Raw genomic sequence first — 14,400 nt, forward strand, 5'->3', positions numbered from 1 at the left:
CGCTTCGCGAGCACTCAGTTCATGGTGAAGCCCAGGTAGCCGCTGGCGGCGACCTCGTTGCATTTCTGCCGGTAGGCGCCGACGCCGCCGCAGTAGGACAGAACGCGGCGCGGTTTGCCTTCGACGTTCGAGCCCAGGTACCAGGAATTGGTCTTCGCGATCAGCGTCGCATTGGCGATCTCATCGTGATGCGCCACCCATCCGTCTTCGGCATCCCTGGTCGGCTCAACCACCTTCAGGTTCTTCGTGCGCACGAACCTGATGCAATCGTCGATCCATTCGACCTGCTGCTGGAGACAGGTGGTCATGTTGCAGAGCGCAGCCGACGGAGCCAGCGGCACCGCGGTCGTGAACAGGTTCGGGTAGCCGTGAACCTGCAGGCCCATCGTGGTGCGGATATCCTTGCTCCAATCCTCCTTCAGCGACCGGCCACCGCGGCCCCTGATATCGATGCGCGTCAACGCGCCGGTTCCGGCGTCGAATCCAGTCGCCAGAACGATGACGTCGAGCTCGTGGATCGTCCCGTCCGCGGTCTGGATACCCATGGGTGTCACGCGTTCGATCGGATTGGCCTTGACGCTGACGATCTCGACATTGGGGCGGTGGAAGGCCTCGAGGAAATTCTGCTCCAGCGGCACCCGGTGCGTCCCGAAACCGTAGTCGGCCGGAATCAAGGCTTCGCACAGCTTTGGATCCTTCAGTCGCTCGCGCATCTTCTCGCGCACGAAGTCGGAGATCTCGGCGTTGACCTCGGGGTCGAAGAACAACTCGGCGAAGGACGAGATCCACAGCTTCAGGGAGCCGTCGTTCCAGCAATCCTCGATCACCTCCCTGCGCCGTTCTGGCGAAAGTCCGGCCCAGGCGTGCTCGAAATCGTATTCGAATCCGGTGAAGGTATGCGGGAGGCGCTCCGTGAGATGCTGGAATTTTGACTTGTAGGCCTGCGCATCTGCCGCGCTGTACTTGGGATTCTTCATCGGAATCATGTATTGCGGCGTGCGAATAAAGACCTTCAGATGACCGACCTCGCCAGCGATGGTCTGGATGACCTGGATGCCGGTTGCGCCGTTGCCGATGACGCCGACGCGCTTGCCGGCAAAATCGATCGGCTCCCTGGGCCAGCGCGCCGTGTGGAACAACTGCCCCTTGAACGTCTCCTGTCCCGGAAACGATACGTGCGGGGCGGAGAGCATGCCGCAACAGGTGATCAGAAACTGGGTGTCGATCACGTCACCCCTGTCGGTCGTGACCAGCCAGCGCTGTGTGGCTTCGTTGAAATGGGCGGTTTTGACGATCGTCCCGAACTGGATGTCCTTGCGCAGATCGAGGCGGTCGGCGATGTAGTTGAGCCAGCGTTCGATTTCCGGCTGGCCGGGGAATTTCTCGCTCCAGCTCCATCCCTTGTAGAGCTCCTCGGAGAACAGATACTGGTAGATGTGGCTTTCTGAATCGAAGCGGGCGCCGGGATAGCGATTCCAATACCAGGTGCCGCCCACGCCTGCGCCCGCGTCAATTGCCCTGACCTTTAATCCCTGTTCGCGCAAACGGTAGAGCTGATAGAGCCCGGCGACGCCGGCTCCAACAACCACCGCGTCGAATTTCGCCGTGACATGCGCGCCATTGCTTCCATTGGGTTTGGTCGCCGTTTCCGCCATTTTTCCCTCCTAGGTGTTTCCAGAGCGCGCGCGGCCCTCCCCACCCGTCGTGCGCTCGGATGGTGGTGCATCGCGTCATTTGTCGGTCCCGCGAGTGCCTGCGGCTTTTCACCCTTCTTCCGCACTTGCCCGGGACGCGAGGGAGGCTATGAGGCGGGCTGCGTTCCCGGCTTGAACAAAACCGACAATCCTTTGAATGAAGCCGGAGGCCGGCGCCGAGCTCGCCCGAGCTCGCTTGGCAAATGGCAAATCCGGCCTATGCTGCTGCCTTGCCGATCGGCCAATGAGAACAACAAGCGTCGACCATGCCAAAACTCCAGGGAGGAGGCTCGCGCGATGGGGCAGTTCATCACGGTCGAGGAGCTGCCACGCTATGCTCCCGGCGAAATGATGCTGGACAGTTCGGCGGTGGGAAAAGCCGATTTTCGGCTGCGCGTGTTCCGCTATGCGCCTTCCGATATCTGGGTGCCGCCATCCGATAACTTTCTGATCGTGATCTATCGCGAAGGCACCACGGCGATGAAGCGCCGCGTGACCGGATCCTGGAAGCAGGATCGCGTCGGCCGCGGCGTCACGACACTGCTGACGCGGGCCGAAGCGTCGAACTGGCGATGGTCCCATGACATCGAAGTCAGTCATCTCTACATCTCGCCCAGGCTCATGGCGAAGACCGCGAGCGAGGCTTTTGACCGGGATACCGAAAGCGTCGAGCTTCATGATCTGCTCAGGATCGAGGATCCAGTCCTGACCTGGATTGCTGACCAGATGGTGCAGGAGGTTTCCGCAGGAGGTCCGGGCGGCCGGCTCTGCTACGATGCCATGGCACTTCAGGCGAGCATTCACATCCTGCGAAAATACGCCTCAGTGCAGTTCAAGATGCCCTGTGCGCAAGGGCCCTTCAGGCCGGCGCATGCGCGAATGATCGAGGATTATATCGAGCAGAACATTTCCCGGAACATCACGCTCGACGAACTGGCCAACATCTGCAACTGCACGCCGGTGCAGTTCGCCCGCAAATTCCAGGCACACTATGGCATGCGGCCGCACAGCTATGTCCTCACCCGCAAGGTGGAGCGCGCCTGCGAACATCTGCGCAAGGACCGCCTGGCGTTGAAGGAGATCGCCCTGTTGAGCGGATTCTCCGACCAGAGCCATCTCAACCGGATCTTTCGCCGGCACATGAGTACGACTCCCGCAGAATATCGCAAGCAATGCACGGGCTAGGCAGCCTGACGATGCTCGGGCCGTAAAAGAAAGGGCGGCTGATGAAGCCGCCCTTTCTCGTCAATCACGTCTTGCGGAGAACTTACTCCGCCGCGAGCTTCACGTCCGGCGCGGCGGCACGCACTTCGGCGTCCACCTGGGCTTCGAACTTGGCAAAGTTCTTCTGGAACATGCCGACCAGCGCGCGGGCGGTCTTGTCGAACTCGTCCTTGTCCTTCCAGGTGTTGACCGGGTTGAGGATCTCGGCCGGCACGCCGGGCAGCGCGGTCGGGACCGCGAAGCCGAAATATTTGTCGGTGCGGAATTCGACATTGCGGAGCGAGCCGTCGAGCGCGGCGGTGAGCAGCGCGCGCGTCACCTTGATCGGCATACGCGAGCCGACACCGTATTTGCCGCCGGTCCAACCCGTGTTGACCAGCCAGCAATCGACATTGTGCTGGGCGATGAGGTCGCGCAGCATGTTGCCGTAGACGGATGGATCGAGCGGCAGGAAGGGCGATCCGAAGCACGTCGAGAACTCAGGCTGCGGCTCGTTGCCGAGACCGCGCTCGGTGCCCGCGACCTTGGCGGTGTAGCCGGACAGGAAGTGATACATCGCCTGCGCCGGCGAGAGCTTGGCAATCGGCGGCAGCACGCCGAAGGCGTCGGCGGCGAGCATCACCACGTTCTTCGGCTGCGGCGCGCGGCCGGTGCGCGAGGCGTTCGGGATGAAGTCGAGCGGATAGGCCGAGCGCGTGTTCTCGGTCTTGGAGCCGTCGTCGAAATCCACCACGCGGGTATCTTCGTCGAGCACGCAGTTCTCGAGCACCGCGCCGAAGCGGGTCGAGGCCGCGAAAATCTCGGGCTCGGCTTCCTGCGACAGCTTGATGCACTTGGCGTAGCAGCCGCCTTCGAAGTTGAAGACGCCGTTCGGGCCCCAGCCGTGCTCGTCATCGCCGATCAGCGTGCGGTTCGGATCGGCCGACAGCGTGGTCTTGCCGGTGCCGGACAGGCCGAAGAAGATCGCCGCGTCGCCCTTGGCGCCGACATTGGCCGAGCAATGCATCGGCATCACGCCGCGCTCGGGCAGATAATAGTTCAGCGTGGTGAAAACCGACTTCTTCATCTCGCCGGCATAATAAGACCCGCCGATCAGGACGATCTTGCGGGCGAAATCGATCGCGACGACGTTCTCCGACTTGCAGCCGTGCCGTTTGGGATCGGCGCGGAAGCTCGGCATGTCGATGATGGTGAGCTCCGGCACGAAGGTCGGCAGCTCGACCGCCTCGGGGCGGATCAGCAGGGTGCGGATGAACAGCGAGTGCCAGGCGAGCTCGGTGAAGACGCGCGTCTTGATCCGGTAGGCCGGGTCGGCGCCGCCATAGAGATCCTGCGCGAACAGCTTCTTGCCTTCGGCGTGCTTGAGGAAGTCCTGATAGAGCGTCTCGAACTGCTCTGCGGTGATCGACTGGTTGCCGGCCCACCACATCTTCTTGTCGGTGGTGGCGTCACGCACCGTGAACTTGTCCTTCGGGCTGCGCCCGGTGAACTCGCCGGTGTCGGCGCAGAGTGCGCCGTCAGCGGACAGCACCGCCTCGCCCGCAGTGAGCGAGTATTGATAGAGTTGCGGCGCACCGAGGTTCCAGTGAACCTGCTTGAGATTCTTTAAACCGAACTTGTCGGCGCCAAAGGCACCGTTGCGCACGCCCGTCTCTTGCACGAAAAAATCCTCCTAGAACCCGCGACATTCAGCGCGACCAGAACTTCAGCACCATCGCGGTCACCGTGATTTATAGGCCAACCAGCCTCGGCTGGGCGACCTAATAATGATGAACGCTGGCGTTGCCAAGCTGATCCCGCAGGATTTGGTTTATTCAAGGACCGCGCCAAACGTCGCGCATGTCAGCTCTGAGCAGCTGCATCAAAAAATCACGAATGATCGCGCAACCAAATGCGGAATTCGGCGTTGATCAAGGTTTTTGCGACGCACAATTCCGGCTGCCGGCTTATCGTACCTCGCCTTCGCCGATGAGCGCGAACGGTCCCCACATCGCCGGGTAGGCGTTGCGCGGTGACGAGGTGTCGTCGACAAACGTTAACATCGCGCGGCGCAAGGCTTCGGCGCGACCGATTTTTGGTTGGTTCTTGAGCAGCTCGAATGTCGATGTGGTGAGGCGGGTGGCGGCTTCCGAATCCACGGCCCAATGCGAGACCAGCAGCGCGCGGGCACCGGCATAGAAGAAAGAGCGCGCCAATCCCGACAGCGCCTCGGCGCCGGGCTTGTCGCCGGCGATGGTGTTGCAGGCGGATAGCACCACCCAATCGGCGTTGAGCTTGAGCTGGGCCACCTCGCTCGCGGTCAGAAGGCCGTCGTCGAGCTCAGACGGCTGATCGGGAATGGACAATGCAAGCGAGGGCTCGCCCAGTCCCTTGACGTCGCCGGCAACGAGGCCGTGGGTGGCAAAGTAGATGATGCCGTATTGAGCAAGCACTGCACGCTTCAGCGTCGTTTCGCTGGCATCGCGTCCGAGATGGATGTCGGCATCAGTGGCGCCGACGTCTCTCGCCACCGCGTTGAGCTCATCGGCGGTATCGGGCAGTTGCGGCAGCGCCTGCGCGAGCCGCGCGCGGTCGACCCCGGCGCCGCGCCAGAAATCGGTATAGGCAATCGTCGCAATGCTGCGCGCCGCGACCTTGCCGCCTGCGGCGCGACGGTCGGCAGGTCCTTCCAGCGCGGGATTGAAAACGGGATCGCCGAAGCCGGTCATAGGCTTCGCGCCCTGATCCCTGCGCGCGAAGGCACGCAGGGATTTCAGGCTGATCACCGACGGCAGCACCGAGACCGCCTGACGCCGCAGCAGCCAGGCGGCGTCGCGATAACCTTCGAGCCTGTCCGGAATCGCAGCCTGCGGCTTCTCCGTCACCAGCAGATGAAACGGCAATGCGGTCAGCGCCGCCGATGGCACGACCAGGAGGTTGCGCTTGTCCTTCGTCAGCGCCTCGACCGGGCCGAGCAGCGCGACATAGAGCTCGTTCGCGAGCGCAAGATCGAACAGCCCAGATTTGCCGGAGGCATCGCGCGCCTTGCCGACATCCAGTCCCCTGCGGAACGCCGAGACCTTCCGCGCCATCGCGTCCGCGCCGAGCGAGATCTCCTTCCAGTCGGCACCATCGCGCGTGATCGCGATGACATAGCTTCGCTTGTCGACGACGGAATAGATCACCATGGCCTCATCGGCCGACAGCAGCGGCTGGATGTCCTTCACCGCCAGCGGCAGCGGGTTCGAGAGCGAGGCGTAGTCGGGAAACTCGAGCGTGAGCGTCTTTTGCAGCCCCGCGCGTTCGTTCGCAATCGCAACGATCCTCGCGCGGCTGCGTTGCTCGGCTGCGACGTCGCGCTGCGCCGATTGCTTCGACACCGCCGTGATGATCGCCTTGTCGAGCGCCTCGGCCTCGGCCGCGAGATCCTGATCCCGGCGCACCAGCTCGGCGAGCCGGTCGCTGCCGGCGGCCAATCGCACCGCGAGCTTGTTCACGGCAGAGGCGGCGGAAGATTGCGTGCCGCGCTGAATCGCGCCGAGGGCGTCATCCAGCGCCTTGTCGCTCGCCAGCAGAGTTTGCTGGCGCGCAGCGAACAGAACCGGCAGCACGGTGCGCAGCTGCGCGCGGTTGGCGGCAAGCGTCTTCTGCGCAAACGGCAAGGCGTCAGCGGTACGGCCCGACACCTGAAGGAAATAAGCGAGATTGCTGGTCGAGGTCATGACATCGGGATGATCCACCCCGAGTGCACGCTCACGGATGGCAAGCGCGCGGCGATAGAGCGGCTCGGCCTCGGCATAGCGCTGCTGATGCTCGTAGAGCCCGGCGAGATTGTTGAGCGAGCGCGCCACGTCGGGATGATCCGGCCCCAGCACCTTTTCGCGGATCGCGAGCGAGCGCTTGATCGGCGCTTCGGCGTCGGCATCGCGGTTGAGGTCGCGATCGACCTGGCCGAGATTGTTCAGGACGGTGGCAACCGCGGGATGCTCGGGCCCGGCGGCCTTCTGATAGATCGCGAGGGCACGCTGGAACAGCGGTTCGGCGTCGGCAAAATGCTCCTGCTTCACGTAAAGCGTGGCGAGATTGTTGAGGGCCTGGCCGACATCGGGATGCTCGCGCGACAGCGCCTTTTCGCGAACGGCCAGCGCACGCTTGAACAGCGGTTCGGCTTCGGTGAAGCGGCTCTGCCGCTGATAGAGCGCCGCAAGATTGTTCAGGAGCGGCGCGATCTCGACGCTGCCCTGACCGGTCCCTTTCTCCATCAGTGCGATGGCGCGTTTGTAAAGCGGCTCGGCCTGATCGTCGTGGCCCTGGTCGGCGTAAATCTGCCCGAGATTGTTGAGCGCAGCGGCGAGGTCGCGGTTGTTGCTGGTCTTCTCGAGCGAGGCCACCATGCCCTGCGCCAGCGGCAGCGCCTCCGCATATTTGCCGGCGCTTCGGAGCGCATTGATGCGCCCGCTCTGCGCCGACAGATCGCTCTTCTGGGCAAGGCCGGGCGTGGCAAGCGACGTGGCGATCGCGAGCGCCAGACCCGCAGCCAATGCCAAACGACGACGCGTCATGAACCCTCGCTGCGAGCCTTAAGACCTGATCGTCTTGGGTCGCAGCGATGGGGCGCGGCGTTCAAATTGTTGCGTTCTAGTCCATCTTCATGCGTGCTTCGCCAGCGAGGCGGACCAGCATCTTGCGCAGCGATGTGCCGTCGGTCACCCGCTCCGGGAAGTCCAGCCGCAGCGCGTTCTGGCCGTCCTGCATGTCGAGGCCTTCCGGATCGCAGCCGGTGCAGCGCCAGTTCCCCGCGGCAGCGCCAAGGAGTTTGGTCGCATAGAGGCCCATGGCGTCGCGATGATCGGCATTCATGTGTTCGACAGCCCCCGCCTCCGCCGCCAGCAGATCCTCGGCGCCGGTGAGGTCTGTGAGGAACTGGGCGGGCTTGAGATCGACGATCCGGCCGAAGCCGGCGACCAGATGGGTTCCCGTGGGGCGGATCCGGAAGAAGGAGAAATCCTTAAAGGAAACAAAGCCTTCCGCCGACGGATGGGCACTAAGATACCGTCGCTGGAGCAAATCCTTCTCGGCACCGGCCTGCTCCGCCCGGCCGGACAGCATGATCCGGGCGCCTTCCAGCGGATCGCCCTCCGCCCGCTCGTCCAGCATCAGGGAGACCCTGCTGTCGGCGAGAAGGTTCCTCGTATGGACGGCGAGGCCCGAGAGCAGCAAGATCGGGGAACCGTCGGGATGGCTGGCCAGATTGACCAGGGAACAATAGGGATCGCCGCTGCCGGCCATGAGGGTTGCCAGCGCCCCCTGCCGCGATCGCCGCAGCAGGGATTTGGCAAGCTTTGCGGGGTCGAAATCAGGGGTCGGTTGCATCGGCTTTCTCGGCTCAGGTGGTTGCAAGGGGGGCCTTTTTTCGGGTAAACGGGGGCCCGGTTATGGGTCGACATGCGGCGGATCTGCCGTGTTTCGGGGAACTTGGTCACACTTCAGCCCAGCTTGCATTGCTCGGTGACAAGGTTCGAACGCCGACATCGGCACCCATGTATGCGGCGCATCAGTGGATTGCTCGCCGTTTCAAGCCACGACCCAAACGGAAAGCAGAAAGCAGAGGCTCATGCCCACAATCGCTTTGGTCGACGACGACCGCAACATTCTCACATCCGTCTCGATCGCGCTGGAAGCCGAAGGCTACCGCATCATGACCTACACCGACGGCGCTTCCGCGCTTGACGGTTTCCGCACCACCCAGCCCGATCTTGCGATCCTCGACATCAAGATGCCGCGCATGGACGGCATGGAGACGCTGCGCCGGCTCAGGCAGAAGTCCGACCTGCCGGTGATCTTCCTGACCTCCAAGGACGAGGAGATCGACGAGCTGTTCGGCCTCAAGATGGGCGCCGACGATTTCATCCGCAAACCGTTCTCGCAGCGCCTGCTGGTCGAGCGCGTCAAGGCGGTGCTGCGCCGCTCGGCGCCGAAGGACCCGACCGTCGCGCCGAAGGAGAACGACGCCAAGGCGCTCGACCGCGGCCTTTTGCGCATGGATCCGGAACGGCATACCTGCACCTGGAAGAACGAGCCGGTGACGCTGACCGTCACCGAATTCCTGATCCTGCAGGCGCTCGCGACCCGGCCCGGCGTGGTGAAGAGCCGCAACGCGCTGATGGACGCCGCCTATGACGACCAGGTCTATGTCGACGACCGCACCATCGACAGCCACATCAAGCGGCTGCGCAAGAAGTTCAAGGTGGTCGACAACGAGTTCGAGATGATCGAGACGCTCTACGGCGTCGGCTACCGCTTCAAGGAAGCCTGAGGCGCGAGGCGCCTTCACGAACGACGACGAGCATCGCCGGTTCTGATTCCATCGGGACCGGGATCGCTCTAAGGTGTGGGGACCTTCTCAACGCCGTCCTAACACGGGCGTAAGCATTGCTGGACCGAACGCAGCCTGATCCCAACCAGAGCGCCGGCGACGTCGCATCCGACGGCGTTCAGGAGCAGTTTGTCGAAGACAAGCCGCAGGGCTTCCGACCGCTGAACTGGCTCAAGCGCGCCGGGCAATTCTTCTTCGCGCTGTCCTTCTCCAGCCTGACCCGCCGCATCGTCTCGCTCAACCTCGCCGGCCTCGTCGCGCTGGTGGCGAGCATCCTGTATCTGTCGCAATTCCGCGCCGGACTGATCGACGCGCGGGCGCAGAGCCTGCTGGTGCAGGCCGAGATCATCGCCGGCGCGATCGCGGCCTCCGCCACGGTTCAGACCAACGCCATCACCATCGATCCCGACCGGCTGCTCGACCTCAAGCCGGGCGAGACCTATGGCGGTTCGGACGAGTATTCGCCGCTGGACTTCCCGATCAACCCGGAGCGCGTGGCGCCGGTGCTGCGCACGCTGATCTCGCCGACCAAGACGCGCGCCCGCATCTACGATCCGAACGGCAGCCTGCTGCTCGACAGCCGCAACCTCGAAAACGTGCTGCGCCTCGACCTGCCGCCGCCGGCCGAGAAGCCCGGCTTCGTCGAGCGCGGCATGGTCGCGGTGCGCACCTGGCTCAACCGCGGCGACCTGCCGCTTTATCGCGAGCTCGGCCCCGAGAACGGCAACGGCTATGCCGAGGTGGGCGATGCGCTCCAGGGCCAGAAGCGCTCGATGGTGCGGGTCAATGCCCGCGGCGAGGTGATCGTCTCGGTCGCGGTCCCCGTGCTGCGCTCGCGCGCGATCCATGGCGCGCTGATGCTGTCGACGCAAGGCGACGACATCGACCAGATGGTCACCGCCGAACGGCTCGCCATCCTGAAAGTCGGCGGCGTCGCGGCCGCCGTCATGATCATGCTGTCGCTGCTGCTTGCGAGCACGATCGCCGGGCCCGTGCGCCGGCTTGCCGACAGCGCCGAGCGCGTCCGCCGCCGCATCAAGGCCCGCATCGAGATCCCCGATTTCACCCGCCGCCGCGACGAGATCGGCCATCTCTCCGGCGCCCTGCGCGACATGACGAGCGCGCTCTACAGCCGCATCGAGGCGATCGAGATGTTCGCCGCCGACGTCGCCCACGAATTGAAGAACCCGCTGACCTCGCTGCGCTCGGCGGTCGAAACGCTGCCGCTGGCGCGCAACGAGAACAGCCGCGCGCGCCTGCTCGAGGTAATCGAGCACGACGTCAAGCGGCTCGACCGCCTGATCTCCGACATCTCCGACGCCAGCCGCCTCGATGCCGAATTGCAGCGCCAGGATGCGATCCCGGTCGATTTGCGCCGCCTGCTGACGACGCTGGTGTCCGTCGCCAACGAAACCAAGCTCGGCCACGACGTCGCGGTCGAGACGCGCTTCGAGGGCCGCAGCCCGACCGACACCTTCGCCGTGAGCGGCCACGATTCACGGCTCGGGCAAGTGGTCTCCAACCTGCTCTCCAACGCGCAGTCGTTCTCCGAACCCGGCAGCAAGGTGCGCCTCACCTGCCGCCGCGCGCGCGGGGAGATCGAGATCGTGGTCGACGATGACGGCCCCGGCATTCGCGACGACGCGCTGGAACGCATCTTCGAGCGCTTCTACACCGACCGTCCGCATCAGGGTTTTGGCCAGAACTCCGGCCTCGGCCTGTCGATCTCCAAGCAGATCATCGACGCCCATGGCGGGCGCATCTGGGCCGAGAACCGTGCGGGCCCGCCGGATGACGAGGGCGTGCCGACGATCACCGGCGCGCGCTTCGTGGTGAGGCTGCCGGCGCTATGAGCCAAGGCAGCTTGAAAGAAGGCAGCTTGAACGAAGGCAGCTTAAACGAAGTCGGGCCGAGCGTTCACGCCTCCGCAGTCAAGATCGGACAACGGGCGGTGCTGATCCGCGGTCCCTCGGGCTCCGGCAAGTCGCGCCTTGCCTTTGATTTGATCATGGCCGGACGCTCGGGCGTGGTCGAAAGGGCCGTTCTGGTCGGGGATGACCGTGTCCATCTGGCGACAGTCGGCGATGAAATTGAAGTCCGCCCCGCGCCGGTATTGGCTGGCCTGATCGAGATTCGGGGCCTCGGGATCCGCCGCTTCGACTTCGTGGAGCATGCGACCGTGGGTCTCGTGGTCGATCTGGATGCCGCGGACGCCGAGCGCCTGCCTGCGACGGATTCGCTGAAAACCCTCATTTCCGGTGTCGAAATACCGCGAATCCCGGTTGGCCGCGGATATTCACCCCTCCCACTGGTTGTCGCGGCCTTGACCACTACCAAGAGTTCATCTTCCGTTAACCCCTCAGGCGATTGTTTGAAGGGAAATGGTAACCATATGAACCCCACTATCGCGACCGAATAGACCGGCGCAGCTCCCCTCATCCATCCGTCTAGATTCAGGGAGATACGCAACATCCCCTCTTGCGCAGGGGCTCTGGATGGTCAAAGTGGCGCGTTCGTGCGGTGCACCAAAAGCGCCCGCGAGGAGTTTTCCGATGATTGGTCTAGTACTTGTGACCCACGGGCGCCTTGCCGACGAATTCAAGGCAGCGCTTGAACATGTCATGGGCCCACAAAAGCAAATCGAAGCGATCACGATCGGCGCCGAAGATGATTCCGATCTCTGCCGAAGTGACATCATCGAGGCGGTTAACCGCGTCGATTCCGGCGACGGCGTTGCGATCCTCACCGACATGTTCGGCGGCACGCCGTCGAACCTTGCAATATCCTGCATGAGCCGGCCCAAGGTCGAAGTGCTCGCGGGCATCAACCTGCCCATGCTGGTCAAGCTCGCCAAGGTGCGCGAGGAGCGTCCGCTGCCCGACGCGATCGCGATGGCCCAGGAAGCAGGCCGCAAATACGTCACCATCGCCAGCCGCGTGCTCGCCGGCAAATGAGCGACGAGGCGCCACAAGCGGGGACAGGCGTGCCCGCGGGCGCGATCTCCAAGGACCTCCTGATCATCAACAAGCGCGGCCTGCATGCGCGAGCCTCCGCGAAATTCGTCCAGGCCGTCGAGCGCTTCGATGCGCAGGTCTGGGTGACGCGCGGCGGCGAGACCGTTGGCGGCACCTCGATCATGGGCCTGATGATGCTTGCCGCAGGACCGGGCACGACGATCACCGTGGCCGCCGCCGGCACGGACGCGGAAGCTGCGCTCGCGGCGATCACCGAGCTCGTTGAAAGCAAGTTCAACGAGGAAGGGATCTGAACCACGCGCTCGGTTGCCGTAGGGCGGGCAAAGCGAAGCGTGCCCACGACTTTTCTGCGATTGGCGCGAGATGGTGGGCACGGCGCTTCGCGCCTTTGCCCACACTACGACACCGAGAACGCCGCAATCACTTCGCCGGCGGCGCGATGTAGACGTTCCAGCTCATCGCCGGGCCGGCCTTGCCGTGGGTGAAGCGGCGCGTGGTCATCATCACGCGCTCGGCGTTCGGCGCCACCTCCGAAACCCACTTCTCGAACTTGGGCAAGCGTTCGTCGGTCGCATCGACCACGCCGATGAAGCCGTATCTCTTGACTTCGTCGAGCGAGGTCAGCCCCGACGCCCACGCCTCGTTCGGCGTGAACGGGCTGGGGTGATCGGGGCTGTAGAACACCATCGGCTGGATCGTTTCCATCGTCCCCGCAACGACCGCCCAGCGCGAGGCGAAGCGCGCGTGCCAGGCCTGGGTCAGCTCGCGTGCGAGCTCCGAGCGCGCGCCATAGGTCGCCGTGTTGCCGGCATTGGCCGTCATCTCGCGCGCGGCGATCCAGGGCGAGGCGGCGAGCGTGGCAACGCTGAGCACGAGCCAGATCGCGGCGATGTTGAACAGGCTCGCGCCCTGCACCCGCAGCGCCGGAATCGCGACCAGCGCGAGCGGCACCAGGAAGAACAGCGAGATCCCCCAATCGGTCTTCAGGTAGACGCCGAAGACCAGCGCGCCGAGCGGCGGGCCGAATGCGACGATGATCTGGATCATCCACACGTTCAGCGCCTTCGAGACATTGACGCCCGGATTGGCGCCGCGCGCCCAGGCGCGCGTGACGATGCGCAGAGGTGCTCGCACGAGCAACGTCATCCACGGCGGCACCAGCGCCATCGCGAGCCCGGCCAGCGCCACCGGCAATGCCAGCAGTCCGAGATTATGCAGCATGTAGCCGGTGACGAGCTGATGCACCTGGCCGCTGTCCGCGAGGCTGTAGGTGTCGCCGGCATAGGTCAGCGGCACGAAATGCGCCTCGGCCAGCCAGACCACGTGCGGGATCATCGCCACGACCATCGTCGCGATCGCGACCCACGGCGCCGGCGAACCCAAAAATCTCATCCGCTCCGGATGGATCAGCGCGGCAAGCCCGATGGCGCCGATCATGGTCAGCACCCAATATTTGGTCATCAGCGCCAGCGCGCCGGCAAGGCCGAGCAGGACGCCGGACTGCCAGCTCCGCTTCTCGAATGCATTGAGATAGGCGAGCACCAGCAGCGGCAGGGTGATGAGCTGAAGCAGATCCGGGTTGTATTTGAAACCCTTGAAATTGAAGATCGGGTAGAGCGCGACCATCACCACGACCAGGAACGCGCGCCGCGCATCCACCACGCGCAAGGCAACCAGCCAGCAGATCACCATGCCGGCGCTGACCGTCGCCATCGCCAGTGCATAGGTCGCCCAGTCCGCCGCCGGGAACAGCTTGAACCAGAGCCCGGCGACCCAGCCCGACAGCGGCGGGTGCTTGCCATAGCCCCACAGGAATTTCTGGCCCCAGCCATAGGCTTCTGCGACGTCCATGTGAACGTCCTGCGCTGCCTTCAGATTGATCAGGATGAAGGTCCAGAGCACCGCATGCAGGATGGCGAGCTGGATCACCAGCCACAATCTCGCCTCGGGGCGGACCGCGCAGGCAACCAGCCAGGCCCGGAAGCGGGCAAAGCTCGGGCGGGCCTTCGTGCGCACTCCAGGGGTGGGAAGAGACGTGGTCGACATGGGCGCTTGCCTAGCGCGTTTTGGCCCATCGTGGAATCAGCTTGGCGTGAAGAAAGGCCCTGAAATTACAGCAATATGGTTGCCGCACGGGGATGTGAGTGGTATC

11 protein-coding genes are annotated in these 14,400 nt (G+C 64.1%); 6 read left to right on the forward strand and 5 right to left on the reverse strand.

Features of this window, described 5'->3' with window-relative positions; translation table 11 throughout:
- Window positions 1-14: 14 nt before the first annotated feature.
- On the reverse strand, window positions 15-1,655 hold the full coding sequence (locus GGD65_RS23410; protein ID WP_183236736.1) for an NAD(P)/FAD-dependent oxidoreductase: 1,641 nt from the start codon (window positions 1,653-1,655) through the stop codon (window positions 15-17).
- Between GGD65_RS23410 and GGD65_RS23415 the strand changes: the two genes are divergently transcribed.
- A complete protein-coding gene (locus GGD65_RS23415; protein ID WP_246783385.1) occupies window positions 1,611-2,879 on the forward strand; it encodes a helix-turn-helix domain-containing protein in 1,269 nt (422 codons plus the stop codon). The genes GGD65_RS23410 and GGD65_RS23415 overlap by 45 nt on opposite strands.
- Window positions 2,880-2,961: 82 nt before the next feature.
- Here the strand turns inward: GGD65_RS23415 and GGD65_RS23420 are convergent, their stop codons facing one another.
- The 3 genes from GGD65_RS23420 to GGD65_RS23430 all read right to left on the reverse strand — a co-directional run bounded on the left by GGD65_RS23420 (window position 2,962) and on the right by GGD65_RS23430 (window position 8,270).
- Complete coding sequence (locus GGD65_RS23420) at window positions 2,962-4,578, reverse strand: phosphoenolpyruvate carboxykinase (RefSeq protein WP_183236737.1); 1,617 nt, start codon at window positions 4,576-4,578, stop codon at window positions 2,962-2,964.
- Window positions 4,579-4,864: 286 nt separating this feature from the next.
- Window positions 4,865-7,459, reverse strand: coding sequence for a CHAT domain-containing tetratricopeptide repeat protein (locus GGD65_RS23425; protein WP_183236738.1), 2,595 nt, complete (start codon window positions 7,457-7,459; stop codon window positions 4,865-4,867).
- A gap of 76 nt (window positions 7,460-7,535) precedes the next feature.
- The gene (locus tag GGD65_RS23430) at window positions 7,536-8,270 is read right to left on the reverse strand and encodes a HugZ family protein (RefSeq protein ID WP_183236739.1); all 735 of its coding nucleotides are present in this window, start codon (window positions 8,268-8,270) and stop codon (window positions 7,536-7,538) included.
- Window positions 8,271-8,511: 241 nt separating this feature from the next.
- On the opposite strand from GGD65_RS23430, the gene GGD65_RS23435 reads away from it, so the two are divergent.
- From GGD65_RS23435 to GGD65_RS23455, 5 genes are all read left to right on the forward strand, one after another.
- On the forward strand, window positions 8,512-9,213 hold the full coding sequence (locus GGD65_RS23435) for a response regulator transcription factor (RefSeq protein WP_008542552.1): 702 nt from the start codon (window positions 8,512-8,514) through the stop codon (window positions 9,211-9,213).
- A 116-nt stretch (window positions 9,214-9,329) separates the two neighbouring features.
- On the forward strand, window positions 9,330-11,126 hold the full coding sequence (locus GGD65_RS23440) for a sensor histidine kinase (RefSeq protein ID WP_018316386.1): 1,797 nt from the start codon (window positions 9,330-9,332) through the stop codon (window positions 11,124-11,126).
- Window positions 11,123-11,692 (forward strand): HPr kinase/phosphorylase, encoded by a 570-nt coding sequence (locus tag GGD65_RS23445; protein ID WP_183236740.1) that lies wholly within the window; start codon window positions 11,123-11,125, stop codon window positions 11,690-11,692. The genes GGD65_RS23440 and GGD65_RS23445 overlap by 4 nt, the downstream gene beginning before the upstream one ends.
- Before the next feature lie 133 nt (window positions 11,693-11,825).
- On the forward strand, window positions 11,826-12,227 hold the full coding sequence (locus GGD65_RS23450) for a PTS sugar transporter subunit IIA (protein ID WP_007597752.1): 402 nt from the start codon (window positions 11,826-11,828) through the stop codon (window positions 12,225-12,227).
- Window positions 12,224-12,541: an HPr family phosphocarrier protein gene (locus GGD65_RS23455; protein WP_018316388.1), complete on the forward strand. Its 318-nt coding sequence runs from the start codon at window positions 12,224-12,226 to the stop codon at window positions 12,539-12,541. Before GGD65_RS23450 ends, GGD65_RS23455 begins: the two co-directional genes overlap by 4 nt.
- 127 nt (window positions 12,542-12,668) lie before the next feature.
- Here GGD65_RS23455 and GGD65_RS23460 read toward each other — a convergent pair whose 3' ends face one another.
- On the reverse strand, window positions 12,669-14,294 hold the full coding sequence (locus GGD65_RS23460; protein ID WP_183236741.1) for a glycosyltransferase family 39 protein: 1,626 nt from the start codon (window positions 14,292-14,294) through the stop codon (window positions 12,669-12,671).
- Window positions 14,295-14,400: the final 106 nt, after the last annotated feature.

Source organism: Bradyrhizobium sp. CIR18, from assembly GCF_014198295.1.
Lineage (GTDB): Bacteria > Pseudomonadota > Alphaproteobacteria > Rhizobiales > Xanthobacteraceae > Bradyrhizobium.

Bases quoted from the DNA above. Each gene is read 5' to 3' on its own strand.
- GGD65_RS23415 (WP_246783385.1), top strand. From the start codon at position 1,611: ATGCGCGCCATTGCTTCCATTGGGTTTGGTCGCCGTTTCCGCCATTTT.
- GGD65_RS23410 (WP_183236736.1), bottom strand. From the start codon at position 1,655: ATGGCGGAAACGGCGACCAAACCCAATGGAAGCAATGGCGCGCATGTC.
- GGD65_RS23425 (WP_183236738.1), bottom strand. From the start codon at position 7,459: ATGACGCGTCGTCGTTTGGCATTGGCTGCGGGTCTGGCGCTCGCGATC.
- GGD65_RS23430 (WP_183236739.1), bottom strand. From the start codon at position 8,270: ATGCAACCGACCCCTGATTTCGACCCCGCAAAGCTTGCCAAATCCCTG.
- GGD65_RS23435 (WP_008542552.1), top strand. From the start codon at position 8,512: ATGCCCACAATCGCTTTGGTCGACGACGACCGCAACATTCTCACATCC.
- GGD65_RS23445 (WP_183236740.1), top strand. From the start codon at position 11,123: ATGAGCCAAGGCAGCTTGAAAGAAGGCAGCTTGAACGAAGGCAGCTTA.
- GGD65_RS23450 (WP_007597752.1), top strand. From the start codon at position 11,826: ATGATTGGTCTAGTACTTGTGACCCACGGGCGCCTTGCCGACGAATTC.
- GGD65_RS23455 (WP_018316388.1), top strand. From the start codon at position 12,224: ATGAGCGACGAGGCGCCACAAGCGGGGACAGGCGTGCCCGCGGGCGCG.
- GGD65_RS23460 (WP_183236741.1), bottom strand. From the start codon at position 14,294: ATGTCGACCACGTCTCTTCCCACCCCTGGAGTGCGCACGAAGGCCCGC.